This window comes from Fibrella musci (assembly GCF_041321105.1).
GTDB lineage: Bacteria > Bacteroidota > Bacteroidia > Cytophagales > Spirosomataceae > Fibrella > Fibrella musci.
In genome coordinates this window covers 59,289-85,649 of the sequence record NZ_JBGGWD010000006.1, presented here as the reverse complement: position 1 = coordinate 85,649, position 26,361 = coordinate 59,289, and the positions used below count along the sequence as shown (strand labels likewise).

Here is a 26,361-nt window from a genome sequence, read left to right as displayed (position 1 = left end):
GCAGCGATGAAACCTAGGCTATTTTAGCCCTACTCCGTCCGTATCGACTTGACCGGATTGGCCAGCGCGGCTTTGAGGGCCTGGAACACAACCGATACCAGCGCGATGCCAACGGCCATCAGCCCGGCTACGGCAATGTGCCACCATTGCGGTTGCGTGTGGTAGGCAAAGTAGCTCAGCATGGCGTCGCCCATCCACCAGCCAATGGGTGCCGCAATCAGGATCGCCAGCCCTACTAGTTTGAGAAAGTCAGACGACAGCAGCACGGTGATGTTGGTCACGCTGGCCCCCAGCACTTTGCGCACGCCGATCTCTTTGGTCCGCTGCCGGGCCACGAGCGTAATCAGCCCGAAGATACCCGCGCAGGCCGTCAGGATGGCGATGAGCGTAACGAAGCTCACCATCTGCCAAATGCTGTCGATGGGTTTGTACGCCTTCTCGACCTCGTCGGTCAGGTACGTATACGATAGTGCCCGCCGGGCCGGTATCTTCTTAAACTGGCGCTCCATATCCCCAATCAGGGCGGGAGCATTGGCTTCGTTGGCCAGGCGCACTGACAGGTACGTGCTGAGGCGTTCGCGGCCACCGTACCACTGCAACATCGGCCCAACCTTGTCGGTGAGGTCGCGGTAGTGGTAATTTTTGGTCACGCCGATGATTGTAAAAGCGTTGGGGTCGCTTTTCTGGCGGAGCTTTTTGCCAACGGCGGTCGTCCAGCCGAAGGCCTTCATCAGGGCCTCGTTGATGACAACGGCCCGGTTGGCCGAGTCGGCGGGCGTGGCCGATGAGAAGTTCCGGCCTTCCAGCATCGGGATGTTGAAGGTTTCGGTGTAGTTGACGGCCCCCTGCACGTGCCGAACGTTTACCTGTCGGCCCTCGTCGCCATCGGGGTAGTAGCTATTGAAATTATCCCAGTAATAAGCCGGTGTCAGATCTGAACTCGTGAACGACACCACGTTGGGGTTCTGGCGCAGGCTGTTCAGGATGCTTTGCCCCTGCGCGGCAGCCGTCTTTTCGTTGCGGTAGGCCAGATCGGTTTTGAACACCAGTACATTGTGGGGGTTGTAGCCCACATCGGCGCGTTTCATGTACTGAAGCTGCGAGCGCATACCGATGGTACCCAGAATCAGGAGCACGGCCAGCGTAAACTGCAAGACGATGAGCGAGTTCTGGCGCAAACGCCCCTGCTTGGGGCTAGCCGAGATCTTGCCCTTCACGGCCTCGGTCGTTTTGAGGCCCATCAGGTAGAGCGCCGGGTACGTACCGGCCACCGCCGCCACCAGCAACGCCAGCGCCAGTACGGTCAGGATGGTAGCCGAGTCGGTGGTCCAGTTGATGTCGAGCTGCATGTTGCCATCGCGCAGGGCGTTGAACCGGGGAATGAGGTAGTAGATCGTGAACGGCACGGCCAAGGCCAACGACGTCAGCACGACCAGCGCCGATTCGACCCAGAATTGCCCCAGCACCATCCATTTGGAGGCGCCCACCACCTGCCGCATGGCCACCTCTTTGGCGCGGGGCAGCGCCGAGGCCGTGTTGAGGTTGATGAGGTTGATGCTCAGGATCAGCAACAGAAAGACCGCAATGGCAATGGCCCCGCCGATCAGGTTTTTAAACGTTGGGTTGTTGGTATGGATGAAATCCTTGAAAGCAGCCAGACGCAGCGTGCGGTTCTGCGCTTCGGCGCTGAAATGCTTCTTCACCAGTTGCGGCAATTTGGCTTCCAGGCGGTTTTTGTCGGCCCCTTCTTTCAGCACCAGAAACATGGTAGCGAAGTTGTTGTACCAGTTGGCATTATCGCGAAAACCGGCGTCGGCCTGTAGGTTGGCGGTGGGCAGCATCACCTCAAACTGAAGCGATGAGTTGGCCGGAATCTGAGCCAGCACCCCCGTTACGGTGTATTGCAGCGTATCGTTGAGGGTCACGTGCCGCCCAACCGGGTTGACCTCGCCAAACAGTTTCTGCGCCATTTTTTCGCTGAACACGACCGAATATCGGTTTTGCAGCGCCGTGGTCGGATTTCCGTACTTCAGGGGCAATTTGAACACCTCAAAAAAGGTCGAATCCACGTAGTCGGTTGGCTCCTGCATGTCTTTGCCGCCGTAACTGATCCAGGGGCGGCTCCAGTTCTGCACGTGGGTACCGGCTTCGATTTCGGGGTAGTCGCGGAGCAACTGATCGAGCAGCGGATACACGCTCTGGTTATAGGCATTCTCGCCTTCCTGAGTCTGAATGGTGTAGATCCGGTCGATGTTGGGGTGGAATGAATCCCAGGTCAGGCCTTTTTGGGCAAATAGCACCAGCACGACCACACAGGCCAGCCCAACCGACAACCCCAACATATTAATGGCCGTAAGCAGGCGATTGCGCACCAACTGGCGCAGGGCGATTTTGAGGTAGTTGCGTAGCATAGAGGGAATCAGGTAAAGGGTTTATTCACTTTTCAACGACGTCACCGGGTTCATCAGCGCCGCTCGCACCGATTGGTAACCCACAACCAGCAGCGTCAGCAGCAACGTACCGCCAACGGCCGAGGCAAATACGCCTACGTTCAGGTCAATGTGGTAAGTAAATCGCTGCAACCAGGTGTGCATTGCCCAGCCGGCCAGCGGCGCCGCTATAGTAAAGGCCACCAGCACCATCGCCACAAACTGCCGGTCGAGCTGCCAAATGACGTTACTGATGCTGGCCCCCAGCACTTTGCGCACACCGATCTCTTTGGTCCGTTGCGCGACCACGAAGGTTACCAGCCCGTAGAGCCCCAGACAGCCGATCAGCAACGCGATTCCCGCAAACACCAGAATGAGACGCAGCATCTGATCTTCCAGTTGGTAAAACCGGCCGATATGCTCATCCAGAAACTGATAGTCGTACGGAAACGCCGGGAAAATGCCGTTCCAGGTACGTTCCATCGCCGCCAGCGTGCTGGGTACGTTGCCCAGATTGATCTTCACCGCACACAGGTTGTAGTCGGTTAGTGAGGTGGTCAGGCAAAGGGGTTCGATCACTTCGTGGAATGACAGATTGTGGAAGTCTTTGACTACGCCCACAATGGTGCCGGGTTGTTCATTGGCCTTCATGATTTTGCCAATCGCCTCCTCGGCCGAGCGCAGGCCCAGCTTCCGGGCGGTGGTCTGGTTGATGAGGTATTCCCGAACCGTGTCGGAAGGCATCAGGTTACGGCCAGCCACCAGCGTAAGCCCAAAGGTTTCCAGATAATGGTCGTCGACTTTTTTGAGGTTGATGTTAAAGGCCTCGCGGTTAGTGCGGCTATCGAACTGGAAGCTGGTGCTCTGGTTGTATTCGGAAGCAGGTGCTGCCGCGCAGAACGACATCCTGGTAACAGCCGGCAGTTGCGCCAGCTGATTCTGTAGGGTCGTGATGTTGGCCTTGTTGGCTTCGGGAATAGGTAGCAGCACAACCGCATCTTTGGTGAAGCCCAGATCGGCCTGCTTGGCATACCGCATCTGGCTCGTTATTACCAGCGTACTGATGACCAGCACCTGCGCAATGACAAACTGACCCACCACCAGCACCCGCCGCAACGAAAAGCCGCCAACCTGCTGCTGACTCACTTTACCCCGCAGTGCCGTAATGGGCTGAAAACCGGCCAACACCAGACCGGGGTAGCCACCTGCCAGCACCACCACCAACACCGCCAGCCCGGCCAGAAAACCCAGCAACCGCCCGTTCTGGAGCAGATCGAGGGAAATGTGGGTCTGGAACCATTCGTTCACAAACGGCATCGCCGTGTGGGCCAGCCCGTAGGCCACCATCGTGGCAATCAGCACCAGCAGCGCGGTTTCGGCCATGAACTGGCTCAGCAGTTGGCCTTTATGACCACCCAACACTTTCCGAACGCCCACTTCCTTAGCGCGCTTCAGGGCCTGGGCCGTGGCCAGATTGATGAAATTGAGGCAGGCCGTAACCACCAGTACCAGCCCGATCAGGCCCAGCGTCAGCAGGTATTTTCGCTCGACCCGACCACCGAAGCGAGGGTCGAAATGCATCTCGGCCAGCGGTTGCAGCAGGTATTTGTTGAACCGCTCGGGGGTGGGTTTGTCGTATTTTTTGGCGAATGCCGGAAAGATGCGATCGACACTCGCTGCCGATACGCCCGGCCGCAGCTTCACGAAGCACTGCATCCCGCTGTAGATGCCACCCCAGCTATCGTTGCTGGACAGCCATTGCATGATTGGATCTTTGGCCCCTTTGAGCGTCGAAAACGACGTGTAGAGCTGCTGCGGAAAATCGGTTTGGCTGGGTACGTTGGTCAAAACCCCGGCCACACGTAACTCCAGATCGTTGTTCCAGCGAATGGTTTTACCGAGTACAGTAGACAGCGGTGTGGTGGCTCCAAAATAGCGCAGGGCCACGTCCTGCGTAATCAGCACGGTGTTGGGCTCGGTCAGGGCCGTTTTGGCGTTTCCCACCAGCAGCGGGAAATTAAATATGGCAAAGAAGTCAGGGTCGACACAGGCAATGCCCGCTGCTTCGGTGAACTTCAGTAATTCGTTCTGGCGCTTGACCGTAATGGTTTGTTCTTCAAACTGAGCAGCGCGGGCTACCCGTTCGGCCAGGTCATAATCGGCCCGAAACCGCGCGCCCAGTGGAGACGGTACCGCCCCGACGTAGGATACGTCTTCACGATGCGACTCAGTCACAACCCGGTAGATTCGGTCGCTATCGGCATGAAACGTGTCGAAATTGAGGTGGTAGCCAACCACGGCAAAGGCCACGATGGCACAAGCCATGCCCAGGCCTAACCCAACCAGATTGATGAGCGTGTAGCTTTTATTACGCTGTAAGTTCCGACGGGCGATGTTGACGTAGCTGCGAAGCATAGTGTTGGTGCTAGTAGTTGACTAGCCGCTACACAAAGCCTATGCCGCCAATTTAATATCCTGACTATCAAATCTTTAATTAAACATATAGCACAAAAAAATGTCCGCTAACGGACGGCTTACGTTCGTCGGCGGACAGCAAAAATCGGGTCGTGTGGGTAGGCTAGCGGGTGCGCCGGAAGCTGATGGGCATACAGGCGGTAGCGTTGGGGTCGCAGGCTTCCTGCAAACCCGCATCGAGGCTGTTGTTTACCTCGCCAGGTACGTTGAGCCGGAACTGAATAACCGGTAGTCCGTTCAGCGCTGTCGACGACCCCGTCAGGATAAACGCGTCGGAGTCGTTGTACGTTTTATTATCGCCCGTTCCCTGGTTCCAGCCGGTCAGTTTGTACGCTTTATTGCCCACGCGCAGCAGCTGATTCTGCGTATCGAACTGCTGCGTAGCCAGATCGATCCCAACGGCGATCAGGTACGTTGCATTGCTGGGCAATGGCAGACTCGAGCTTGAGCGGAAGGTGTAGCGGCCTTCTTCGTTGGTGCGGGTCGACGCCAGCCAGTTGCCATCAGCCGTGTAAAGCGAGAGCCGTACGCCCGCCAGTGCCGGTTCGTCGGGATCCTGCACACCATCGCCGTTGGTATCAACCCACAACCGGTTGCCGATGGCTACCGGGGCCATATCGCAGAGGGCGCAGATCATGCCCACGCCGTTGGCCGAACCAAAAGTTGACCGGGGCGCCGCAGGATCGCTGCTGAGTCCATCGCGATAAATTTCGTAACGCCGGATCAGGTCTCCATTGTACATATCGAACATCGACGCCCCGCCCGACCAGGTCGTGAGCGGGTTATAGATCGAAGCGATGAGGTTAGTCAGGTTAGGATTCGCCAGCAACGAGCCGGTGAAGGTTTCCTGGTTGGTGATCGTAGCGAAAGGCGGGCTGTATTGCTCCCAGGCATAAAACTCCCCGCTACTGGTCCCATCGCTGGGCCCTTGTCCATTGCCTACGCCGCTACCTGAATGCGACCCCACCGAGCCATTGGCTTCGAGTGTATAGGCACCGCCGATGGGCGCGACCCGAAGCAGGTCGCCCCCCGAGTAGCCACTATAGAGTATGGCGGGTGATGCCGACGACTCCGTCGGCGACGGCTGGTTACGCGAGGTCTGGTGGCCCGTGCGGTCCATAAAGCCCAGCACCATTGCCCCTTCGGCATCGAAGACGATCGACGACAGAATGGGCTGCGGCCGCACCACGCGCAGTAGCTGCGGCGTACTGCTTCCGTTCAGCACATTGGTGCTGTAGTCGGCCCAGTTGTCGCTCCACCATTCCCAATGGTTGGCCAGCGACGACGGATCATCGGCTCCGCGCAGCGTCCATCCTTTCTGGTAAGCCAGCGAGATTGTCAGAATCGGCGTGGAGTTGAACTGTTGCGTAGCCAGATCGAACTGGTAAACATAGGCTTTCAGATCGTTCCGGTTGCGGCTAATGGAGGCATCGTTCACAACGCCCACGTAGAGTTGCCCCCGGTAATAGGTCACCGCCCAGGGTCGGTTGATGCCTTTATCCGTATCGAGTTGCGGAATGGCGTAACTGGTGAAATCACCCGCCCCAATCTGACTACCCGGCCGGGCCGGAGTGCCCAGATAAATACTGACGAGTGTTTTTTCGTACAGGTTGATGGTCCAGAGACGATCTTCCTGCGGCGTGAAGGTGGCACCGCCGAACCCAATTTTACCGATCATCGAGAACACCGACCCGTCGATGCTGGTGGTGCCAACCGAGGCCGGAAGCGTACGAGCGGCCAGCAAAGCTTTGTCGGCGTTAGACGCCAGCGCTAGAAAATTACCGGCGTCGACATACGAGACAGTACTGTTGTTGCCACTATTGGCCCAATAGATGCCGCCCAGCCCCAGCGGCCCCAGCGCCGCATGCCGTTTCAGCACACCGAGCGTAAACAATTTCTGCGACTGCCGCTGATAGGCCGTGCCCCAGACCGTGCCGATGCTGTTGCTCGACGTTATCTGCGTGGGCGATACGTTGTCGGCGAGTGCCGTGGTCAATACCGTGGCCGGAAACGAAACCATCCCCTGCGCATCGCGTAGCGCACCGCTCTGATAGACCGGAACCGCCAGCGGGGCGTCGGCCTGGCAATAATCGCTGGGATCGCCCAAGCCAAAAAGGATGGATGAGTTAGGAGCCTGTACAAACTGCACCGAGGAGCCAGTACCGGGCGAGTCGAAGGTGTAGGGGGATTGATTAGCCAGTTCCAGACGGACCCGTTTACCGCTGGCAATCTGGCTCGCATCGAATGCAAAATGGCCATCGAGACCGGTGGTTGCCGTGAAGGGTTGCGGGATGCCTTCCACGTAGGCCAATACCGACTTATTGAACACACCCAGCTCCGCCGGTTCAGCCGTTGACTGCATGCCGTTTCGATCAAAATCCCAGAAAACGATACCGCTGACCTGTGCCGATACACGCGGGGCACCCAAGCCACAAACGAGTAGCAACACGACACTGACCACCCGACACGTATGTTGCGAAAAGAACCTAGGGCACAGTCGAACAAGCGTCCGCCGGGCTAAGGCTACGAGGCCGTGATTCATGAATTTCCACATTTACAGATATATACAGGCCGTAGCCAAAACCGTGCCATTTCCAATGCCTCGTATTTTCGCCTATACTTGCGTAGCGCTTACCCCTGTTTTTACTCAAACGACTGAGCCTTCGCGGGTTGCCTACGCGCTTCCTGCTAACCACTGGCCTGGTTAGCAGACCTTAGGCCAAAATCAGTCGGGCGCGTTTTGTTGACGAATATGTACCACATCGTAACGCATGATCCTGCTTTCGCGTCGACCCTCCCCGCCTACAGCGAAGCAGGATTTCTGTTCAATGAAGAGGCCCAGCTTCGACAGCAGGATCAGGGTAATTTCCGGTTATTGACAGCGCATAACCCGCTTACCCGGCTGGCCGATGCCCGTTGCGCGCTGTTTATCGACGATCAGTTGGCCATTAGTCCCAAAGCGGCTCCCTTTGGGTCGATCGAATTCGTGGAAACCCTGCCCGATTCGGCACTCAATGCCCTGATCGATTCGCTGGAAGCCGAGGTGCAGCGCCTAAACGTACCTACCTTACGGCTTACCAACTACCCCCACGCCTACGCGGTCCGGCAGGCCGAGCGGCTGGTGAGTCTGCTACAGCGGCGCGGGTATCGGGTAGCCGATCAGTGGCTCAATTTTCACATCAATGTATCAAAGCGCCCGCTGGCCGAGCGGATGCATCCGTCGGAACGTCGGCGGCTGGCGAAATGCCAGCGAAGTGGTTTTATAGTGGGGCATTGGGCGCATCCGCCCGTCGACGAGGTGGTTCGGTTTATCGAGCAAAGTCGGCAGCAGCAGGGTTACCCGCTTACCATTGCCTCCGACCGCCTGAAGCTGCTACTACGGGCTTTTCCGGATCAATACCCCGTTTTTGCGGTTTGGGACGCCGACACCTTGGCTAGCCTGAGCGTTGCCGTGCGGGTCAGGCACGATATTCTGTATAATTTTCTGCCGGCCGATAATCAGCGTTACCGCACCTACAGCCCGGCCGTTCTGCTAACCCAAGGGCTCTATCATTTCTGCCAGCAACAAGGTATTACGCTGCTCGACCTCGGCGTTTGCCTTGATGCCCAACGAGCGCCCAAGCCCAGCCTGATGCGATTCAAACGCAACCTTGGAGCCGTAGCCAGTTGGAAACTTGTGCTGGAAAAACAGCTTTCTGTCTAAACGACACTGCAGGCAACGTACCTGATTCTAAAGGGTTTCGCTGATCAGCCGCCCAATAGCTTCCAGCCCCCGCACATCGATCGACGTGAAATCATCGAGCTGATCGCTATCCACATCAAGCACCATAGCGACGTCGCCCGCCTGATCGAAAATGGGTACTACAACTTCCGATTTAGACAACGAACTACAGGCAATGTGCCCCGGAAACGCTTCGACGTCGGGCACTAGCAGGGTTTCGCGGCGGGTGTAGGCCGCTCCGCACACACCTTTGTTGAAGGCTATGCGCGTGCAGGCAATAGGCCCCTGAAACGGCCCCAGCACCAGTTGGTTACCTTTTTTGAGGTAAAAACCGACCCAGAAAAATCCGAACGCTTCTTTGAGGGCCGCCGCCGTGTTAGCCAGGTTAGCAACCAGATCGGGCTCGCCAGCCATAAGGGCCTGCACCTGTGGAATCAGGCTATCATAAATAGCCGCCCGCGCCTGCCGGTCGGTCGGGTCTACCTGAGGAAGAATCAGTGATTCAGCCATTGCGATTCGTTACTGGTTGATGGGCGCCTGTATGAAATACCGTTTCAGCCAGGTCAACTGAGCCGGCACTTGCCACTGCGTCAGGTAATCGGCCTTGGATTTAACCAGTGTGTTGAAAACAGGCGTATCGGGTGTGAGTGTGCCGTCGGCAACAGCGGCCTTGATGGCGGGGAGGGGCAACGCCTGCACCGATCCGTCGGCCGCCAGGTACGTTGCCGAGCGATCCATAAAGTCGATGGGAGCGCCATTGCGGCTCAGCTGGTGACCAATGGCTTGCACAGTATGCACCGAGGAGTCGATAGAACAACCGCTCGGCAGACCAGCCCCTTCGTCGACCGCCAACAGCAGGAACCGCTTATTGACAACCTGCGCCGAAGCCAGCAATGGATGGCCGTGGGCAGCCCACGTATCCAAAGCGGGCCGGATGGCCGTTTCGATAGCCGATACTTCGGCAGCCGTCAGGGCGCGGTTGGCCTGATAGACCCAAAGCCGGGCGTTGGGCGTGATTTGATCGAATGGAATGAACATAACGACGAATGAACATGTACAGTGGACAATGTATAATGGGCTCGACTGGCTGTTTATCGCACAATATCCACTGTACATTATTCACTCCCTACAACCCCTGCCCTTGGGCGATGAGTTCCGAAATGTCGTAGACCCGGACGGTGTCTTCGCGGTTCTGGTTCTTGACGCCGTCGCTCATCATCGTCATGCAAAACGGGCAGGCTACGGCGATGGTATCGGCACCCGTGGCGAGCGCTTCCTGAGTACGTTCGACGTTGACGTCTTTTTTGCCCGGTTCAGGCTCTTTGAAATACTGCGCGCCACCCGCTCCGCAGCACAGACCGTTGGCTTTAACGCGCTTCATTTCCACCAGATCGGCATCGAGCGCGGCCAGTACCTCGCGAGGGGCTTCGTAAACCTTGTTGGCCCGGCCCAGATAACACGAATCGTGGAAGGTGATTTTGCGGCCCTTGAACGATTGCCCACCCTCGACCTTCACCCGGCCTTCGTTGATAAGCTGCTGCAAAAATTGCGAGTGGTGAATCACCTCGTAGGTGCCGCCCAGATCGGGGTATTCGTTTTTCAGCGTGTTGAAGCAGTGCGGGCAGGCCGTCACGATCTTCTTCACGTTATAGCCGTTCAGCACCTGAATGTTGCTGACGGCCTGCATCTGAAACAGAAACTCGTTACCGGCCCGGCGGGCGGGGTCGCCTGTGCAGGCTTCTTCGGGCCCCAGCACGGCGAACTTGATACCTACGTGGTTGAGGATGCGCACGAAAGCGAGCGTCACCCGTTTATAGCGGTCATCAAAAGAGCCAGCGCAGCCAACCCAGAACAAAATTTCGGGTTCCTCACCAGCGGCCATCATGTCGGCCATGGTAGGCACCGAGAAAACTCTTTCAGCAGTATCCATATCAATTCGTCCAATTACGTCAAAACAGCCCGTCGCCGGGGGATTTGTCGCTTTGTGACCATTTGTTGGAAGGATTTTCTGACGAAATACGCTACGCTCACCAGCATCAGCATACCCAGACCGTACTCGACCACGTTTAAGGGGGTTTGTATCAGGTCAAAGCGGGTATAGATAGGCTCGTTGATCAACCACCACAGGGTGGGATGAATGGCCGAGGTCGCCGACAAGGTCAGTAGCATCACCACGTCTTTTCGCTGCCGCCAGTCGATTACCAGAAGCACCAGCGGCAGGAGGATGATGTAGGCATAGTTGCCGAATGAGCTTTTATGCACCAGCATCAACGAGCCATAGACGAACATCCACAGCATGGGTAACGCCCGTTCGTAAGAGGCCGATGCCTGCCGGACTTTCCAGCCACCAACGCCGCAGATCAACAGCATGGCAATCAGTCCGATGGCGCTCACCTGACTCGCATAGGCCATAAAATCACCGATGATGGGGGCTGCTACCGTCCAGAGGTTCGGGGCGAAACGCATTTCGCCCATAGCCAATGGCGTGAGCATTTTTTCGCCCGTCAGCCAGACGGTCAGTGCCAGCGCGGGTATACCCACGGTAGCCAGCCCCAGCACATACCGCCAGGGACGGGCTATCCAGGCCAGCACCGCCAGCACTACAAATAGCGTCAGCGCTTTGGTAACAAGCAGCGCAACGGCCCACCAGATACCCAACCAGAAGGCATTACGCCAGCGCTGCCATACCTGTATGCTACCGACGGCAAATAACCACATCAGAATGTCTTCCTGTCCACCCAGCACGGCAAACACCAGTGGTGCCGGCAACATCAGGTACAAAACCGCCAGAAACGTCGGGTTCCGATCAGGCATCATTTGGCGAGCCAGCCGATAGGTCAGCCACCAGGCCACACCTTCCAGCAACAACATTTGCAGGGTGATCATCCTGACGTCGTGCCAAACCAGCAACGGTAGGGCCGTAAAATAGCTGAATAGAGGGCTATAGGGCGACCAGAAATCACGATAGACTACGTCGCCCCAAAGCGCCTGCGTAGCGGCTTCGTAAAAGAGCGGCACGTCGGAACGAGGTTCTAGCCCAAGCACCAGATAGATGCCAACAAATGGCACAATACGACAAAGAACAAAGGCGCCAGCCAGCAGGCGGTTGGCCTGTGGTGGCTTCAAAAGACCCAGGTACGTTCTAAACCAGCCAACGGTTAAGCAACCGATGGTAGCCAGCACAACGAGGGTAATTTTTAACAGAAGCGTATTCATGAATAAGCAGGTACTAGACGGCGATTGCCGAAAGTTACGCCTATTTTGATACGCGAGTACGCCAAAAGGTAAGTAGGTAAATACTAGGCCTTTTTACTTCGAAACCGGTTCGTTGACCTGTTGCGCCCAGTTGAACCGATCGCTGGGCGAGAATTTCCAGGGAGCCATGTTGTTCTCTACGTTGCTGAACATGGCGTTCCAGGAAGCGGGGGCCTGCGCATCTTCCATCACTTTATACCGCCGCATTTGCAAAATGATGTTCAGCGGATTGATGTTGACCGGGCAAGCGTTTACACAAGCCTGGCAGGTTGTGCAGGCGTTGATTTCTTCCACCGTCGTGTAATCACCCAGCAGCGATTTACCGTCGTCATGGTCGTTGCCGTGCTGCTGCCGGTTGTTGATAATTTCTTCGGCCCTCCAGCGCGTGTCCATCATGATCTTGCGCGGCGAGAGTTTCTTACCCGTGATATTGGCCGGACAAGCGGCCGTGCAGCGGCCGCATTGCGTACAGGAGAACGCGCCCATCACATCGACCCACGACAGGTCAGGTACGTCCTTCGCGCCAAATCGCCCGATATCCGACGGTTGCTCGCCGTTTTCGTTAGGCTGACTCCCGTCGGCTTCTACCGTTTCGTTTTGAATACCCAGCGCCAGTTGCACCTCTTTGGTAATGCTGGGCATGTTTTTCATTTCGCCTTTCGGCTGAAGGTCGGAGAAATAGACATTGGGGAACGCCAAGCCAATGTGCAGGTGCTTCGAGTAAGTTACGTAAGCGGCGAAGAACAGAATGCCTAAGATGTGAAACCACCACGAGAACCGTTCATAGGCTACCAGAGCCGTGTCGCTCAATCCCGTAAAGAGGGGTTTTAGGTATTGGCTAATCAGGAAATCGGGAACGACGCCTTTGAGGTCGCCATAGTAGCCAACACCCCGGTCGCGGAGCACGCTATCCGACGCGTTCCAGGTCAAGAAGGCAATCATGAGCACGATTTCGAAGACTAGAATAAGCGTAGCGTCAAGGCGGGGCCATCGCGGGCGCATTTCTTCGTGATTTTCGGCTTGTAGGCGCGGCACCCGGGTCAAATAACGGCGGCACAGGAAGACTACGCAGACAGCCAGCACCCCAAATGCCAGCACCTCAAATACATTGATCAGGAACGGATAGACAGGCGCAATGTAGGGCGCAAAGACCCGGTGCGTACCCAGCAACCCATCGATGATAATCTCCAGAATCTCCAGGTTGATGACCACAAACCCCAGGTAGATGACCAGGTGCATTAGCGCCACCGTGAGATTAGTAAACATCTTTTTCTGCCCAAACGCCACCAGCAGCATCACCTGAAACCGTTCGGCTGCGTTGCCGGAGCGGTCTTCCGGGCGGCCGAGGTTGATGGCACTGGCAATGTACTTCACGCGCCGGGTGATGATAACGGCCGCCGCCGCCAGCGCAACAGCAAACAGAATTTGTTGAACGATGTGCATGTAAGGATTTATAAAGTATGACTGACGATGTACAAAGTAGCGATCATTTTATGCTCTGACCAGACAACTAAACCCACTGACCAACAGTGTGTAGCGAGCCAGCCAGTCAAGGCGGACCGTGTATTACAAACTTTTTTTCGGGCTTAGGGTTGCAAAACCTGTATCTGCCCCCTACTTTTGCACCCACGTTTGACACACAGACGTCGCGGTGATGTAGCTCAGTTGGTAGAGCAAAGGACTGAAAATCCTTGTGTCGGCGGTTCGATTCCGTCCATCACCACCGCGCCGAGCCTCACTGCTCACGAAAGCCTTCCCCATCGGGAAGGCTTTTTTATTGGCCCAAGTGGCCGTTGCAGGCCACAGACCGGCAACAGAGGTTTGCGATGGAAGCGAATTACTGACACTAACTTTCATGGCAGCGAAGGTACATATTTTTTCGAATAGTATGCATGCATACTATTTCCGCTATATTTGTGCTTATTCCGAACTAACTTTTGTTACTACAGAAAAGACGTAACAGGCGGTCTGTCGATGAACGCAGACGGCAGCGGTTACGCCTCTACGAATATGGACGCATACATTGTTGCTGGCTATCGTAGCCCCGTTGGTAAAGCCCCGCGCGGTGGCCTTCGTCTGACCCGCCCCGACGACCTTGCGGCAGAAGTTATTAAGCATTTGCTGGCGCAGGTGCCTAACCTTGACCCCGCCCGGGTTGAAGACCTGATCGTGGGTAATGCCGTACCTGAAGCCGAGCAGGGCATGCAGATTTCGCGCTATATCGCACTGCTCTCACTGCCCAACAGCGTACCCGGCATGACAATCAACCGCTACTGCGGGTCAGGCTTGGAAGCTATCGCGATTGCATCGGCTAAAATCCACGCTGGTCTGGCCGACTGCATCATTGCGGGCGGCACCGAGTCGATGTCGATGGTACCGGTGATGGGCTGGAAAACGGCGCTCAACTACAACATCGCGCAGGCACACCCCGATTATTACATTGGTATGGGCCTAACCGCCGAGCAGGTTGCACAGCAGTTCAACATCAGCCGCGACGCGCAGGATGAATTCGCGCTCGAATCGCACCAGAAAGCGCTGAAAGCGCAAGCCGACGGCAAGTTTGCCGAGGAGATTGTGCCGATCAACGTAAAAGAAACGTACTTCGACGCCGACAGTGGCAAGAAGAAAACCCGCGAGTGGACGGTAGCGCAGGACGAAGGCCCTCGTAAAGACACAAGCGCCGACGGGCTGGCCAAACTGAAGCCGGTCTTCGCGGCGGGCGGTTCGGTGACGGCCGGTAACTCGTCGCAGACGTCGGATGGCGCGGCGTTCGTCATTGTGATGTCGGAACGGCTGGTGAATGAGTTAAACCTGAAACCGGTAGCCCGGATGATGTCTTACGCAACGGCGGGGGTTGAGCCGCGCATCATGGGCATCGGCCCCGTGGCGGCAATTCCCATCGCGTTGCAAAAAGCAGGTCTGAAACAGGATGACATCGATCAGATTGAGTTGAACGAAGCGTTTGCCGCCCAATCGCTGGCCGTTATTCAGGAACTGGGCCTCGATCGCAACAAAATCAACCACAACGGTGGGGCCATCGCACTGGGTCATGCACTCGGGTCAACCGGCGCACGGCTGTCGGTTCAACTGCTGAACGAGATGCGCCGCCGTGATGAGAAATACGGCATGGTATCGGCCTGCGTAGGTGGCGGGCAGGGCGTTGCCGGTATCTTCGAGCGCATCAACTAAGTCATACGCTTATCCAATAACAGGCCGGTCATCTGGCAGCACACGTTTGTGCTGCCAGATGACCGGCCTGTTTCGTAACGTACCTGAAAAGCCCTTTACCGAGCCGGCGGTACTGTTTCGTCGGGTGATTTGACCAGCCCCCGATGATCGTGTGTATCGTCGCTTCGTAGCTTCTTGCCGGTTTCTTTGATAGCCTCTTCTACCGAGTGCGATTTTCGTAAATCGCTGGCCTGCCGGGTCAGCTCGGCCATGGTATGGTAATGTTCGCACAGGATTTGTAGCTCCTGTTCCGTGAGTTCTTCAACCGAAACCAGCCGGTTACTGGCTCCTTTGGTAGCGGCAATCAGTTCGTTCAGCTTGAGTTGAACCGCCAATGATTCTTTATTCTGGGCTTTCTGAATCACAAACACCATCAGGAAAGTGATGATCGTGGTCCCGGTGTTGATAACCAGTTGCCAGGTTTCTGAATAATGAAAAATCGGGCCGGTAATAGCCCAGATCAGTACGGTGCCCAATGCCAGCAGAAAGGCCGTTGAACTGCCCGTGATGCGCGTAATCTTGAGCGCAAACTGATCGAACCGTTCAGACCAGTCTTTACGGGGCTTGGCGTCATGGGAAAGGGTCATGTCTGTCATACTCAATGGCTTATTTTGTTGTGAACGTTGGCTTACGTATAAACGCCTGCTCCGGCGAAGCCATCCGCCGCAATCCATTAAATTGCCCTTAAACCGAGTAACGAGTACCGTCGCTATCGCTTGTAAATGATTACTGACGCGCAATCCCTCGACAAGCTCAGGCTGACGCGTCAGTAATACATCAATCCCCCATTACTATTACTTAACTAATCAGGCAGACAGGGCCTCTTCCCGCTTCGCTTGTTTTTTACGATGCTGACGGGTGTAAATCAGGTCGTACATCACCGGCAGGATCAGCAGCGACAGGATGGTACTGGTGATCAGTCCGCCGATCATGACCGTGGCCAGCGGCTTCTGCGTTTCGGAACCGATGCCCGTTGAGAGGGCCGCCGGTAGCAGCCCCAACGAAGCCATCAGGGCCGTCATCACGATGGGTCGTACCAGCGAAATGGCCCCTTCACGCACGGCATCGTTGATGTTCATCTTGTTATGCTGATTTTCCTTGAAACGTCCCAGCAGAATCACCCCGTTCAGCACCGATACCCCGAAGAGACAGATAAACCCAACCCCTGCCGAAATACTGAAGTTGATGCCCGTCAGCCACAGCGAGAGAAATCCGCCAATCAGCGCAAACGGTACGTTCAGGATAACCAATGTGGCATCCAGGGCCGAGCCAAACGTGAAAAGCAGAATCAGGAAGATCATGACGATGGAAATAGGCACGACCATTTCCAGCGTTTTTTCGGCCCGGGTCTGGTTTTCAAACTCACCCGCCCAACGCATCCGGTACCCATCGGGCAGTTTTACTTTCTGGGCCACGGTTTTCTGCGCTTCGGCGATGGTGCTGCCCAAATCGCGACCCCGCACCGAAAATTTGATGGCGATAAAGCGGGCGCTGTTTTCCCGATACACAAACGCCGGACCCGATTGCGTACCAATCGTGGCAATCTCTTTCAGGGGCACTTTGGCCCCCGAGCGGGTGGGCACCAGCAGGTTCTCGATCAGCTCGGGTGAGTAGCGGAACTGTTCGCCGTAGCGCACCTTTACGTCGTACCGGCGTTCGCCCTCAAAATACTGCGTCACGGTTTTACCACCAATCGCCGTTTCGATGACCGACTGCGCCATTTCCGTAGGTACGTTATACAGCGCGAGTTTTTGTGGATCGAGCGTAATCCGGAACTCCGGCTGCCCCAGGTTGCGGAACACCCCGAGGTCTTCCACGCCCTTGATCGTCCGCATCACATTGTACACTTGAGTCGCTTCCTTATCGAGCACGTTCAAGTCCTGCCCGATGATCTTAATTGCCATTGACCCTTTCACGCCCGATACGGCTTCTTCGACGTTGTCGGAAATAGGCTGCGAGAAACCAAACGTGACCCCCCGGAACCGAGCCAGTTTCTGGCGCATCTGCTCAATCAGCTCTTCTTTGCTCACCGCTTTGCCGTTGTTGCGCTCGGGCCAGTCTTCCTTCGGGTACAGGTCTACGAAGAATTCGTTGTTGAAGAAGCCCGTCGGGTCAGTACCGTCGTTGGGGCGGCCCGTCTGCGAGATTACGCCGCGCACTTCGGGAAATTCGCTGAACACCGCCCGGAACTTGCGGGTATAGGCATAGCTTTCGTCGAGCGATACTGAGTAAGGCAGCGACGCCCGCACGTAAATCGAACCTTCGTTCAGCCCCGGCAGAAACTCAGAGCCCACACGCGTCAGGAATAGGAAACCCGATACCAGCAGGGCCCCTACGGCGATACCGATGATGGTTTTGGGCTTACGAATGGCCCAGTCGAGGGCGGGCGTGTAGCCTTTCGTGAGGCCTTCGACAAGCGGGTTGTGGCGCTCGCGTACGTTCTTCTTCAGGAACAGCGAGCACAGCAGCGGAATAAGCGTAAGGCTCACGATCAAAGCACCGAGCAGGGCAAAGCCGATGGTCCAGGCGAGGGGGCTAAACAGCTTGCCTTCGACTTTCTGGAAGGCGAAAATGGGCAGCAGCGCCGTGATGATGATAATCTTGGCGATGAAGATCGACTTGCCCACCTCGGTGGCGGTACCGGCAATCCAGCTTAGCTTCGCCCGCTTGTTAAACTGCATCATGCCGAGGTGTTCAGCGCGGTGAGCCAGCATCACAAACACACCCTCGACCATCACCACGGCCCCGTCAATGATGATCCCGAAGTCGAGCGCCCCGATGCTGAGCAGGTTGGCGGTCATGCCCCGCGCTTTGAGGCAGACAAAGGCAAAGAGCAACGCCAGCGGAATCACAATGGCCACGGTGAGCGTGGTGCGCCAGTCGGCCAGGAACAGCAGCAGAATAACCGTGACGAGGAAAATGCCCAGGAACACGTTCTCGCCCACCGTATGCATGGTGTAGTTATTCAGCGTGGTGCGGTCGTAGAAGGTTTTGATCTTCACGTCCTTCGGCAGAATCGAGTTATTTAGCTCGTCGATCTTCTCTTTCAGGGCCGGGATCACCTCGTTGGGGTTTTCGCCCTTCCGCATCACCACAATACACTCGACCACGTCGTCCTGCTTGTTGCGCCCCACGATACCCAGCCGGGGCTGGAACGACTCGCGCACCGTGCCCACATCACGTACCCGCACTGGTACGCCGTTGACGTTATCGATGATGATGCCGGCCACGTCTTCAGGTTTGGTGAGCAGGCCAATGCCCCGCACCACCAGCGACTGATTTCCCTGTTTGATGACATCGCCGCCCACGTTGATGTTGCTCTGGTGAATGGCGTTGTCGACGTCGAGGGTTGTGAAGCCGTAGTTGGCCAGCAACGTGGGGTCGAGACTCACTTCGATAGTTTTTACTTTCCCGCCGAAACTCACCACGTCGGCAATGCCAGGTACGCTCTTGATTTGCCGTTCGATGATCCAGTCCTGAATGGATTTCAGTTCGGTGATGTCTTTGGTTTTGCTTTCGAGCGTGAAGCGGTAAATCTCACCGGTAGGGCCATAGGGCGGCTGAATTTCGGCCTGTACGCCTTCGGGCAAATCGACGTTGGCGATACGGTTGGCTACGTTGGTCTGCGCCGTAAAGTTGTCGACGCCATCATCGAAGATCATGGTGACGACCGATAGCCCAAACAGCGACACCGACCGTAGGGTCGTCTTGCGCGGCACCGAGTTCAGCTCGGTTTCGAGCGGGATGGTCACGTAGCGCTCCACCTCTTCGGCCGATCGGCCCGGCCATTGCGTGATCACAATGGTGTTGGTGTTGGTCACGTCGGGAAACGTCTCGACGGGGGTATTGAGAAAGCTCACCACGCCGCCCACAATCAGGAGCAGAATGCCGAAGAATACCGCAAAGCGGTTCGTCAGCGAGAAGGTGATGATACTGCGAATGAACTTGTTCATGGTCGTTATGTAGAGACGCAACCGCAGCGGCGGACCGCCCGTTGCGTCTCGGCGTGCGTCAGCAATGGGCCTGTACCCACCAAATGAATTAGTATCGTGTAAAAACCATCCGGCAATGAGACGCAAGGGATTGCGTCTCTACGGGTATTAATCCGTTAAATCATTGTATAACAGCAGACTACCTTCCGTCACGACGGTATCGCCGGGTTTCAGATTGCCACCTTCCACGAAGGCATAGCGGGTGGTGTTTTTCTGCACGGTCACTTCCCGCACTTCGTATTTGTCTTTGCCCGTCTGTAAGATCACATAGTAATGATCGCGGTCGAACACAACGGCTTTCTGAGGAACAGCCAGCGCGTTGGCCGACGTACCGCCCGCCGGGCCAGCGCCGCCATTGTTGCCCACATGCACATGAATGGTGGCAAACATGTCAGGTTTAAGCATCCCGTCTTTGTTGTCGAGCACGATCCGCACCTTCAGCACCCGTGCCTGGTCATCGAGCACACTGCTGATGTTATCGATATGCCCCCGAAACGTCCGGTCGGGGTAGGCCAGCACCTGTACGTCGACGGCTTCACCCTGCCGAATCTGCGGAATATCCTGTTCATACACGTTGGCCATCACCCAGATCCGTTGCAGGCTCGAAATCGTGTAGAGCGGGTTCTGGTTGTCGGCCCGTAGGTCCTGCCCGGTATTGACGTTCTTCTCGACGATGTAGCCGCCAATGGGCGCTTTCACCGTAAAATACGGCTGCCCGTTGCTGGCGTTGGTACCGCCGTAAACCCGTAGCACGTTGGCCGATTTGCCCAACTCTTCCTGCGCTTTCTTGAGGTTGTTTTTGGCCGTCAGCATATCGGTCTGCGAGGCAAACCCGGCCTTAAACTGCGCGTCGGTATTCTTTACCGCCTGCTGCGCCACTTCCAGATCGGCCTTATCCGACTGGTAGTTGTTCACATAATTAGAAATGTCGCCCGAGCGGATCACGGCCAGATCCTGCCCTTTTTTCACGTAAGCGCCCAGCGTCACGTTGGCTTTCTCGACGTTACCCGATACCAGCGGAAACACCCGTACCACGTTGTCCTGATCGAAGGTAACGGTGCCGTTGAGCGTCAGCTCGTTTTCAGGATTCATACGCCGTACCGAATCCGTCAGGAAGCTGGCCGTGGAGTCGGCGGCAGACGTGGGTACGTTGGCGGCTTTTTCGTCCTGTTTATGCCCGCAGGCAGCCAGCAAGAGAAGTGCGGGGATGATGAGGTGTGTCGTTTTCATTCGTTCACTCATTAAAAGAAGCGCGTGTTGGTTACGTAATCGAGCTGTTGCTGGCTTTGAAACAGGTTATTCAGCAGGTTAATGTGGTTGAGTTGCGCCTGCTGGTAGGTCCTGATCTTATCGAGGTAATCGAGCAGACCAATAACCCGGCCATTGTAGGCGCGGGTCGCCTCCGTCGAGATGGTCTGAATGCGATCGAGGTAGCCAGGCGGGCGGGCGTTTAGTTGTTCGTAATAGGCATTGAGTTTATCATAGGCGTTGAGCACGTCGCTCTGCACGACTGCCTGCTGATTTTCAACCCCCGCTTCGGCCGTTTTGGTAGCTAGTTCGGCGGCCCGGATAGCTCCCTGATTACGATTTCGTACGGGCAGGTCCATGGCCGCCTGTAGACCCGTAAAATTGGTAAAGGCGTTACCGTAACGCTCGTAGAGCACGCCCAGCGTCAGGTCGGGTGTGCGGCGGGCTTTTTCCAGGGTCAGGCTGCGTTGGGCATTGGTAATCTGCTCCTGCGTCAGGGCCAGGTCGGGCCGGTTGGTCAGAGCCGAGTCGATCGCCGAAGCCAGCACAGGCATCGGTTTGGACGTTACGGGCAGTTCGGTTGGCAGAATGAACGTACCTGCACTTTGGCGAAGCAGCACTCGTAGCGTTGCCTGCTCGTCGGCAATCTGCGCCCGATAGTTCGAGATATTGGCTTGCAGATCGCGGTTGGCCACGTCGAGCCGGGTTACTTCATATTGGGCAGCCCCACCCGTTTGCAGCGCAATGCGCGTCGACTCAACCAGGCGCTGTTGCCGGGCCAATTCGGCCTGAAACAGGTTCAGCGCCTGTAAGTCGAAATACAAATCGGCATAGGTGCTATACAACTGGTATCGGATCGACCGCAGTACGTCGCGAAAGGCAATCTGCGCCAGACTCCGGTTGCTCTCGGCCAGTGCAATCAGTTTGCTGCGCTTACCGGCCAGCAGGATCACCTGCTGAAGTTGCAGGGCAACGTACCCACTGTTGAACGTCTGCGCGTTGAGTTCGGCCTGCGACGGCGTTGCCAACGGCAGTACTTTTCCTGTGTTCGGATTATACAGGTTGGTCTGAAACCACAGGTTTGGGTTAGGGCGTAACCCGGCCTGCGTGATGTTGGCCCCGGCAATGTCGATCTGGTACTTCTGAGCCAGTAACTGGTAATTACGAGCCAGCACCTGCGCTTCCAGTTGCGGCAAATTCAGGCGAATCGTGTCGGTAGCCGCTGGCGTGGTAGGAACATCAGTGGTGTGGGGCTGGGCCTGAGCGGCAAGGCCGACCAGCCAAAACAGATTAGAAAACAACCAGATTTTGGGGCCGCTTCCAATGCTAAAAGTCATAGTGATCACAGCGTTCAATGTAGTAGTCGGCTCTATGTAGAATTACATCGGCTTTCCGGCTGCAAGTACTCGTGGTGCTGTTAAGGGCCGCTTAAAGAGCTATTAAGCCTGTCTTAAATACCTTGTAGTTTCTCCCTAGTTTTATCATAGCCTTTTAATTAACCCCTCATCTGTCTTTAATACCACCCCGGTAGGTTGCGCGCTTTCGTCAGACACGCCAAGCCATGCGCTTTTTTATCAGTCGTACCCCTCTTTTTGCCAGTCTTCTTTTCGTGCTTTCCTATACCGCCAACGCGCAGAAAGACAATAACAACAACTACCTGGATTCATCGCGCAACTGGAGCTTGCATTACCAATTCACGACCATTGTGCAGGGCCATACAGGATTCAGGGGCGCTGGGTACGTTGGCCGCAATACGCTCAGCGACCTCCCCGACACCACGCTTTCGGTCACGACAACTCTGTTTGTGGGCCGTCGGCTCTGGAAGGGAGCCGGCCTTTATCTTAACCCGGAGATTGCCGGGGGGCGGGGGGTAGGTCACCGCGACCCGGCTGCGCCCTACGATGAAGACCTGTATAATGCGGCGGTGGGACTGGGGGGCTTTCCCAACGGCGAGTCGTTTCGGATCGGGAGTGCCAAACCCGCTGTATATGTGGCTCGCTTTTATATGGAACAGGTATTTGCGCTGCCCGGCGCTCAGCCCGAAAACATTGAGTCGGAAGCCAACCATGTGAAGCAGCAACGGCCCGACGCCCGCGTGGTTGTTACGGCGGGCAAATTTTCGGTGGCCGACATTTTCGACAATAATCGGTATTCGCACGACCCACGTACCCAGTTTATGAACTGGTCGCTGATGAGCTACGGCGCCTGGGACTACCCCGCCAACACCCGTGGCTACACCTGGGGGCTGGCGATGGAATACGTTCGGCCCGCCTACGAACTACGCATGGCATACAGCCTCATGCCCAAGACAGCCAACGGAGGCATTCTCGACTGGAACATAGGGCAGTCGGGCGGACTAACGGTTGAATTGGAAAGCCGGTATCGGCTGCTGAAACAGCCCGGTACGGTGCGGTTGCTTGGGTTCCGCAACACCTCGAAAGCGCCCAACTATGCCGATGCCACGCAACGGTTGCTTACTGGCACCTACAACCCGGACCGTCCGCTTATTATATACGGTGAGCAATACGGAGGCGTGAAATATGGCGTTGGGCTGAGTCTCGAGCAGCCTATCGCGCGGAATAGTGGTCTGTTTGCCCGCGTCAGCTGGAACGATGGTAAAACGGCTACCTGGGCTTTTACCGAAATCGACCGGAGCCTGGCAGCGGGTGCTTTTCTGGCTGGTCATGCCTGGGGGCGGCCCGAAGACGCCCTGGGTATCGCTGGGGTCGTCAACGGCTTGTCGCCCGAACATGTGGCTTTCCTGAATGCGGGGGGCACAGCCTTTATGCTCGGCGACGGCCGACTACCCAATTACCAGACCGAGCAGATTCTGGAAGTCTTTTACAAGACCCGCCTCACCCGTACTCTGTTCTTAACCGCCGACTACCAGTTGATCGACAACCCCGGCTACAACGGTGATCGCGGTCCGGTAAACCTGTTCGCCATACGTACCCACGTCGAATTCTAAAACAGTCCTCTGTTTGCAGTTCACAGTCTACTGTTGGCTAAAGCCGGAGTAAGCTTGCACCAGCCAACAGTGGACTGTGAACTGTAAACAGAGAACTGTTTTTTTACTCTTCTGCCAGCACGCGCGAGATGTTCATGCGGTAGACGCCCAGCGCGGGTAGGGCGGCAGAAATCACGCCAATGCCAACTGCCACGGCCAGCAGCCACCATTCGTCGGGCAGGATAGCGAGGTTGGCGAGGCTGTAGTGGTAATTGCCCTCGACAAACTGCGACAACAACCACAGCCCCAGCCGACTAATCGCCAGCCCGGCCACAAAGCCGATTAGCGCCAGCACCAGGCCTTCGAGCAATAACATACCGAACAACTGCGCCCGCGTGGCCCCCATCGAGAGCATCAGCGCCATTTCGTAGCGGCGTTCCTTGAGCGAATTGTAGAGCGATACAAACACGCTGATCCCCGCCACAATGATAATGGCCAGAGCCAGACCGCGCAGGGTTTGTACCCCAACGCCCAACAGTTCAAACAGCCGGTTTACTTCGATGGCAGGCAGGGCTGCCTGAAGTTTCGAGTTATTGTCGATGCCCCGCTTGAGCATCATGCCCATCGGGTTACGGAATTTGATCAGCATGGCCGTGATCTCGGGACCGGGGCCAGCTTCGTGCTCATCGGAGCCTTCGTCCGCCACCGCAGCGCCATCCGGCGCGGCCATGCCCGCAGGTACGTTAGCGGCTACCTCTTCATGGTGCGCCTCGCCCTCATGCTCGTCGTGGCCGGCTTCACCCTCTTCGTGTTCCTCGTGGTTGTGCACGGCCCAAATACTCGATACGTTGGTCAGGATGAGCTGATCGCAAACGCTGTTACTGGGAGCCAGCATACCCACTACCTTGTATTTTTTGTCGCCATGTTCTTCCCCATTGGCATCCAGCCCGTGCTGACTGGCAAACGAATCGCCTACCTTCAGGCCCGTAATGTCGGCCACGCGGGGGCCGATCACCACCTCCAGATCGGCCGAGAAGGGTTTCCCCTGCCCGACGGTAGCCCCGAAGTGGTCGAGGTATTTCTGGTTGGTGCCCACAATCCGGAAAGACCGGTAGCTGTCGCCCATCGCCAGCGGAATCGCCGTTTTAACAAGCGGGTTGCGCGTCAGGTGCTGGGCCTCTTCAAGCGGAATATTGCCCGTGGGCGAGTCGATCTGATAGATACTCGACAGAATCAGTTGCAGCGGCGAGCCTTTGGCCCCAATAACCATGTCGATGCCGCGCACGTTGCGGCTAAACTGATCCTGCAACTGCTTGTTGAGCAGCAGCAGCAACGAAATAATGGCAATACCCAGCGTCATCAGCAGCCCGCTCAGGAAGCTGCTCAGTGGCTTGTCTTTCAGGTTACTCCACGAAATCTTGGCGAGGTTCATAAGTAAAGAGTGAACGAGTAAACGGACGATCTATGGCGGGGCTTCGGTAACGTAACCCTTCGCGGACGTGGATTAGCCGTTGATGGGTAGAGAAAAATGATGGCTGCTAATCCGAAACCGCTTATTCAGATAGAGGCGGTGTGCATCGGCCCGGTTTTCGCCGTGCCCCGAATCCAGCGAAACCATCTGATAACCAGCCTGCCGGGCGTGGTCGATCACAAAGTCGAGCAGCGCACCCGCATAGCCATTGCCCCGCGCGGCAGGCAGCGTCGAGAGATCGTCGATATAGATTGTTTTTCCCGACACCAGCAAGGTCATCTTCCGGAAGGTGATCACCGCGGGCGCGTCAGTTTCGTCGCCGAGATCCACAAAAGCCACACTAAACCGCTCGTGGGCCTGCTGCTCCTGCACAAGCGACAAAATCTGTTCGGCGGTCAGGTGGGGGCGCAGGGCCAACAGGGCTGTCAGGCAACGGCGCAGATCGGCTTCGGTTTGGGCAAGACGAATAAGCATAACGATGGATGAGAGTCGTGTGAAGCCGTTACAGTGCCGCCCGAATGCTGCGCAGAATGTCGTCGCCACCTCGCGTCAGTACGGCTTCGGCGAGGTCGTGCCCCAGTTGCTCAGCCTCAGCGGGAGGACCAACAAAGGTTTCGCGTAGCCACTCGTCGCCATCAAGGCTGATGATGCCGCCCGTCAGGCTAACGTCGCCTTCACTCGTGTGGGTAGCCAGGGCAAACACCGGAATGCTGCACCCTCCTTCCAGCCGCCGCAGATAGGCGCGTTCGGCTTTCAGGCATACTTCGGTCGGTTCGTGGTTGGTCAGTCGGCGGACGGCGTCGAGTTTGTCGAGGGGCAATGTATCGGCGGCTTCGATCGCCACACTCCCCTGCCCTACGGCGGGCGTAAACTCGTTGGTGGGCAAATGTTCGGCAATCAGGTCGTCGTACTGCATCCGGTGAACCCCAGCGTAGGCGAGCAGCAGCGCATCGCATTGGCCCTCGTCGAGTTTACGCAGGCGCGTTTGCAGGTTGCCACGCATGTCTACGACTTTAATATGGGGACAATACTGCCTCAGCATGGCAACCCGGCGTGTCGACGACGTACCCACCACAAAAGGCTGCCCGCTTGTGAGCGAGAGTGTAGTATTACGGCTAACGAGCACGTCGTTTACCCGTTCGCGTTCCGTAAAGGCAATGATGCTCAGGTCGGCGGGGAGGCTCGATTGCAGATCTTTGGCCGAATGTACGGCGATGTCGATCTGTCCGGCGCGGAGCTGATCTTCCAGTTCCTGCGTAAAAACGCCCTTGCTCCCGATTTTCGACAGCGACCGATCCAGAATCTGATCGCCTTTCGTTTCAATCAATACCAATTCAGACGTTAATCCGCCTGCCTGAAGCAACTCCTGTATGTATTCAGCCTGCCAGAGTGCCAGCCGACTGCTACGGGTTCCAATCCGAATATGCATGGTGCAAAGGTACAACGCATTGGCTGATGCATGATGAGCCACAGCGGATTGTCGGCCGTCGTGGTCTCTACAATTCTGCGTAATTTCTGCCACACTGTTTCCGCACCCCCACACATACCCTAAACGAAGCAACATTCCGCCAAAAAGGCCGATTCTGAGCTACAAA

Annotated in this window: 18 protein-coding genes and 1 tRNA gene; 4 read left to right on the top strand and 15 right to left on the bottom strand. The window is 56.5% G+C overall.

The window, feature by feature from the left end; all coding sequences use genetic code 11:
• Positions 1-29: 29 nt before the first annotated feature.
• The 3 genes from ACAW74_RS19840 to ACAW74_RS19830 form a co-directional block, all read right to left on the bottom strand.
• The gene (locus ACAW74_RS19840; RefSeq protein WP_370699968.1) at positions 30-2,411 is read right to left on the bottom strand and encodes an ABC transporter permease; all 2,382 of its coding nucleotides are present in this window, start codon (positions 2,409-2,411) and stop codon (positions 30-32) included.
• Positions 2,412-2,432: 21 nt separating this feature from the next.
• Positions 2,433-4,844 (bottom strand): ABC transporter permease, encoded by a 2,412-nt coding sequence (locus ACAW74_RS19835; protein WP_370699967.1) that lies wholly within the window; start codon positions 4,842-4,844, stop codon positions 2,433-2,435.
• Between the two features lie 163 nt (positions 4,845-5,007).
• The gene (locus tag ACAW74_RS19830; RefSeq protein WP_370699966.1) at positions 5,008-7,446 is read right to left on the bottom strand and encodes an SdrD B-like domain-containing protein; all 2,439 of its coding nucleotides are present in this window, start codon (positions 7,444-7,446) and stop codon (positions 5,008-5,010) included.
• Between the two features lie 210 nt (positions 7,447-7,656).
• Here ACAW74_RS19830 and ACAW74_RS19825 point away from each other — a divergent pair, with 210 nt between their 5' ends.
• Complete coding sequence (locus tag ACAW74_RS19825; protein ID WP_370699965.1) at positions 7,657-8,607, top strand: GNAT family N-acetyltransferase; 951 nt, start codon at positions 7,657-7,659, stop codon at positions 8,605-8,607.
• A 27-nt stretch (positions 8,608-8,634) separates the two neighbouring features.
• On the opposite strand, the gene msrC is transcribed toward ACAW74_RS19825, so the two are convergent.
• The 5 genes from msrC to ACAW74_RS19800 all read right to left on the bottom strand — a co-directional run bounded on the left by msrC (position 8,635) and on the right by ACAW74_RS19800 (position 13,323).
• Positions 8,635-9,135, bottom strand: a complete 501-nt coding sequence (msrC, locus tag ACAW74_RS19820; protein WP_370699964.1) for a free L-methionine (R)-S-oxide reductase MsrC — start codon at positions 9,133-9,135, stop codon at positions 8,635-8,637.
• A 9-nt stretch (positions 9,136-9,144) separates the two neighbouring features.
• Positions 9,145-9,663, bottom strand: a complete 519-nt coding sequence (locus ACAW74_RS19815; RefSeq protein WP_370699963.1) for a hypothetical protein — start codon at positions 9,661-9,663, stop codon at positions 9,145-9,147.
• Between the two features lie 88 nt (positions 9,664-9,751).
• Positions 9,752-10,555, bottom strand: a complete 804-nt coding sequence (locus ACAW74_RS19810; protein WP_370699962.1) for a (Fe-S)-binding protein — start codon at positions 10,553-10,555, stop codon at positions 9,752-9,754.
• Positions 10,556-10,569: 14 nt separating this feature from the next.
• Positions 10,570-11,841: a hypothetical protein gene (locus ACAW74_RS19805; RefSeq protein WP_370699961.1), complete on the bottom strand. Its 1,272-nt coding sequence runs from the start codon at positions 11,839-11,841 to the stop codon at positions 10,570-10,572.
• 93 nt (positions 11,842-11,934) lie between these two features.
• The gene (locus ACAW74_RS19800) at positions 11,935-13,323 is read right to left on the bottom strand and encodes a 4Fe-4S dicluster domain-containing protein (protein ID WP_370699960.1); all 1,389 of its coding nucleotides are present in this window, start codon (positions 13,321-13,323) and stop codon (positions 11,935-11,937) included.
• A 207-nt stretch (positions 13,324-13,530) separates the two neighbouring features.
• Here ACAW74_RS19800 and ACAW74_RS19795 point away from each other — a divergent pair.
• A tRNA-Phe gene (locus ACAW74_RS19795) sits at positions 13,531-13,603 on the top strand.
• A 287-nt stretch (positions 13,604-13,890) separates the two neighbouring features.
• Positions 13,891-15,069: an acetyl-CoA C-acyltransferase gene (locus ACAW74_RS19790; RefSeq protein ID WP_370699959.1), complete on the top strand. Its 1,179-nt coding sequence runs from the start codon at positions 13,891-13,893 to the stop codon at positions 15,067-15,069.
• A 95-nt stretch (positions 15,070-15,164) separates the two neighbouring features.
• On the opposite strand, the gene ACAW74_RS19785 is transcribed toward ACAW74_RS19790, so the two are convergent.
• From ACAW74_RS19785 to ACAW74_RS19770, 4 genes are all read right to left on the bottom strand, one after another.
• A complete protein-coding gene (locus ACAW74_RS19785; protein WP_370699958.1) occupies positions 15,165-15,704 on the bottom strand; it encodes a low affinity iron permease family protein in 540 nt (179 codons plus the stop codon).
• A 210-nt stretch (positions 15,705-15,914) separates the two neighbouring features.
• On the bottom strand, positions 15,915-19,061 hold the full coding sequence (locus ACAW74_RS19780; protein WP_370699957.1) for an efflux RND transporter permease subunit: 3,147 nt from the start codon (positions 19,059-19,061) through the stop codon (positions 15,915-15,917).
• Positions 19,062-19,208: 147 nt separating this feature from the next.
• The gene (locus ACAW74_RS19775) at positions 19,209-20,330 is read right to left on the bottom strand and encodes an efflux RND transporter periplasmic adaptor subunit (protein ID WP_370699956.1); all 1,122 of its coding nucleotides are present in this window, start codon (positions 20,328-20,330) and stop codon (positions 19,209-19,211) included.
• Between the two features lie 11 nt (positions 20,331-20,341).
• Entirely contained in the window at positions 20,342-21,685 is a 1,344-nt protein-coding gene (locus ACAW74_RS19770) for a TolC family protein (protein ID WP_370699955.1), read from the bottom strand.
• Positions 21,686-21,909: 224 nt separating this feature from the next.
• Here ACAW74_RS19770 and ACAW74_RS19765 point away from each other — a divergent pair, with 224 nt between their 5' ends.
• Positions 21,910-23,316, top strand: a complete 1,407-nt coding sequence (locus ACAW74_RS19765; protein ID WP_370699954.1) for a carbohydrate porin — start codon at positions 21,910-21,912, stop codon at positions 23,314-23,316.
• A gap of 103 nt (positions 23,317-23,419) precedes the next feature.
• On the opposite strand, the gene ACAW74_RS19760 is transcribed toward ACAW74_RS19765, so the two are convergent.
• From ACAW74_RS19760 to hemC, 3 genes are all read right to left on the bottom strand, one after another.
• Entirely contained in the window at positions 23,420-24,727 is a 1,308-nt protein-coding gene (locus tag ACAW74_RS19760) for an ABC transporter permease (RefSeq protein WP_370699953.1), read from the bottom strand.
• Between the two features lie 72 nt (positions 24,728-24,799).
• The gene (locus ACAW74_RS19755; RefSeq protein WP_370699952.1) at positions 24,800-25,240 is read right to left on the bottom strand and encodes a GNAT family N-acetyltransferase; all 441 of its coding nucleotides are present in this window, start codon (positions 25,238-25,240) and stop codon (positions 24,800-24,802) included.
• 28 nt (positions 25,241-25,268) lie between these two features.
• Complete coding sequence (hemC, locus tag ACAW74_RS19750) at positions 25,269-26,195, bottom strand: hydroxymethylbilane synthase (RefSeq protein WP_370699951.1); 927 nt, start codon at positions 26,193-26,195, stop codon at positions 25,269-25,271.
• Positions 26,196-26,361: the final 166 nt, after the last annotated feature.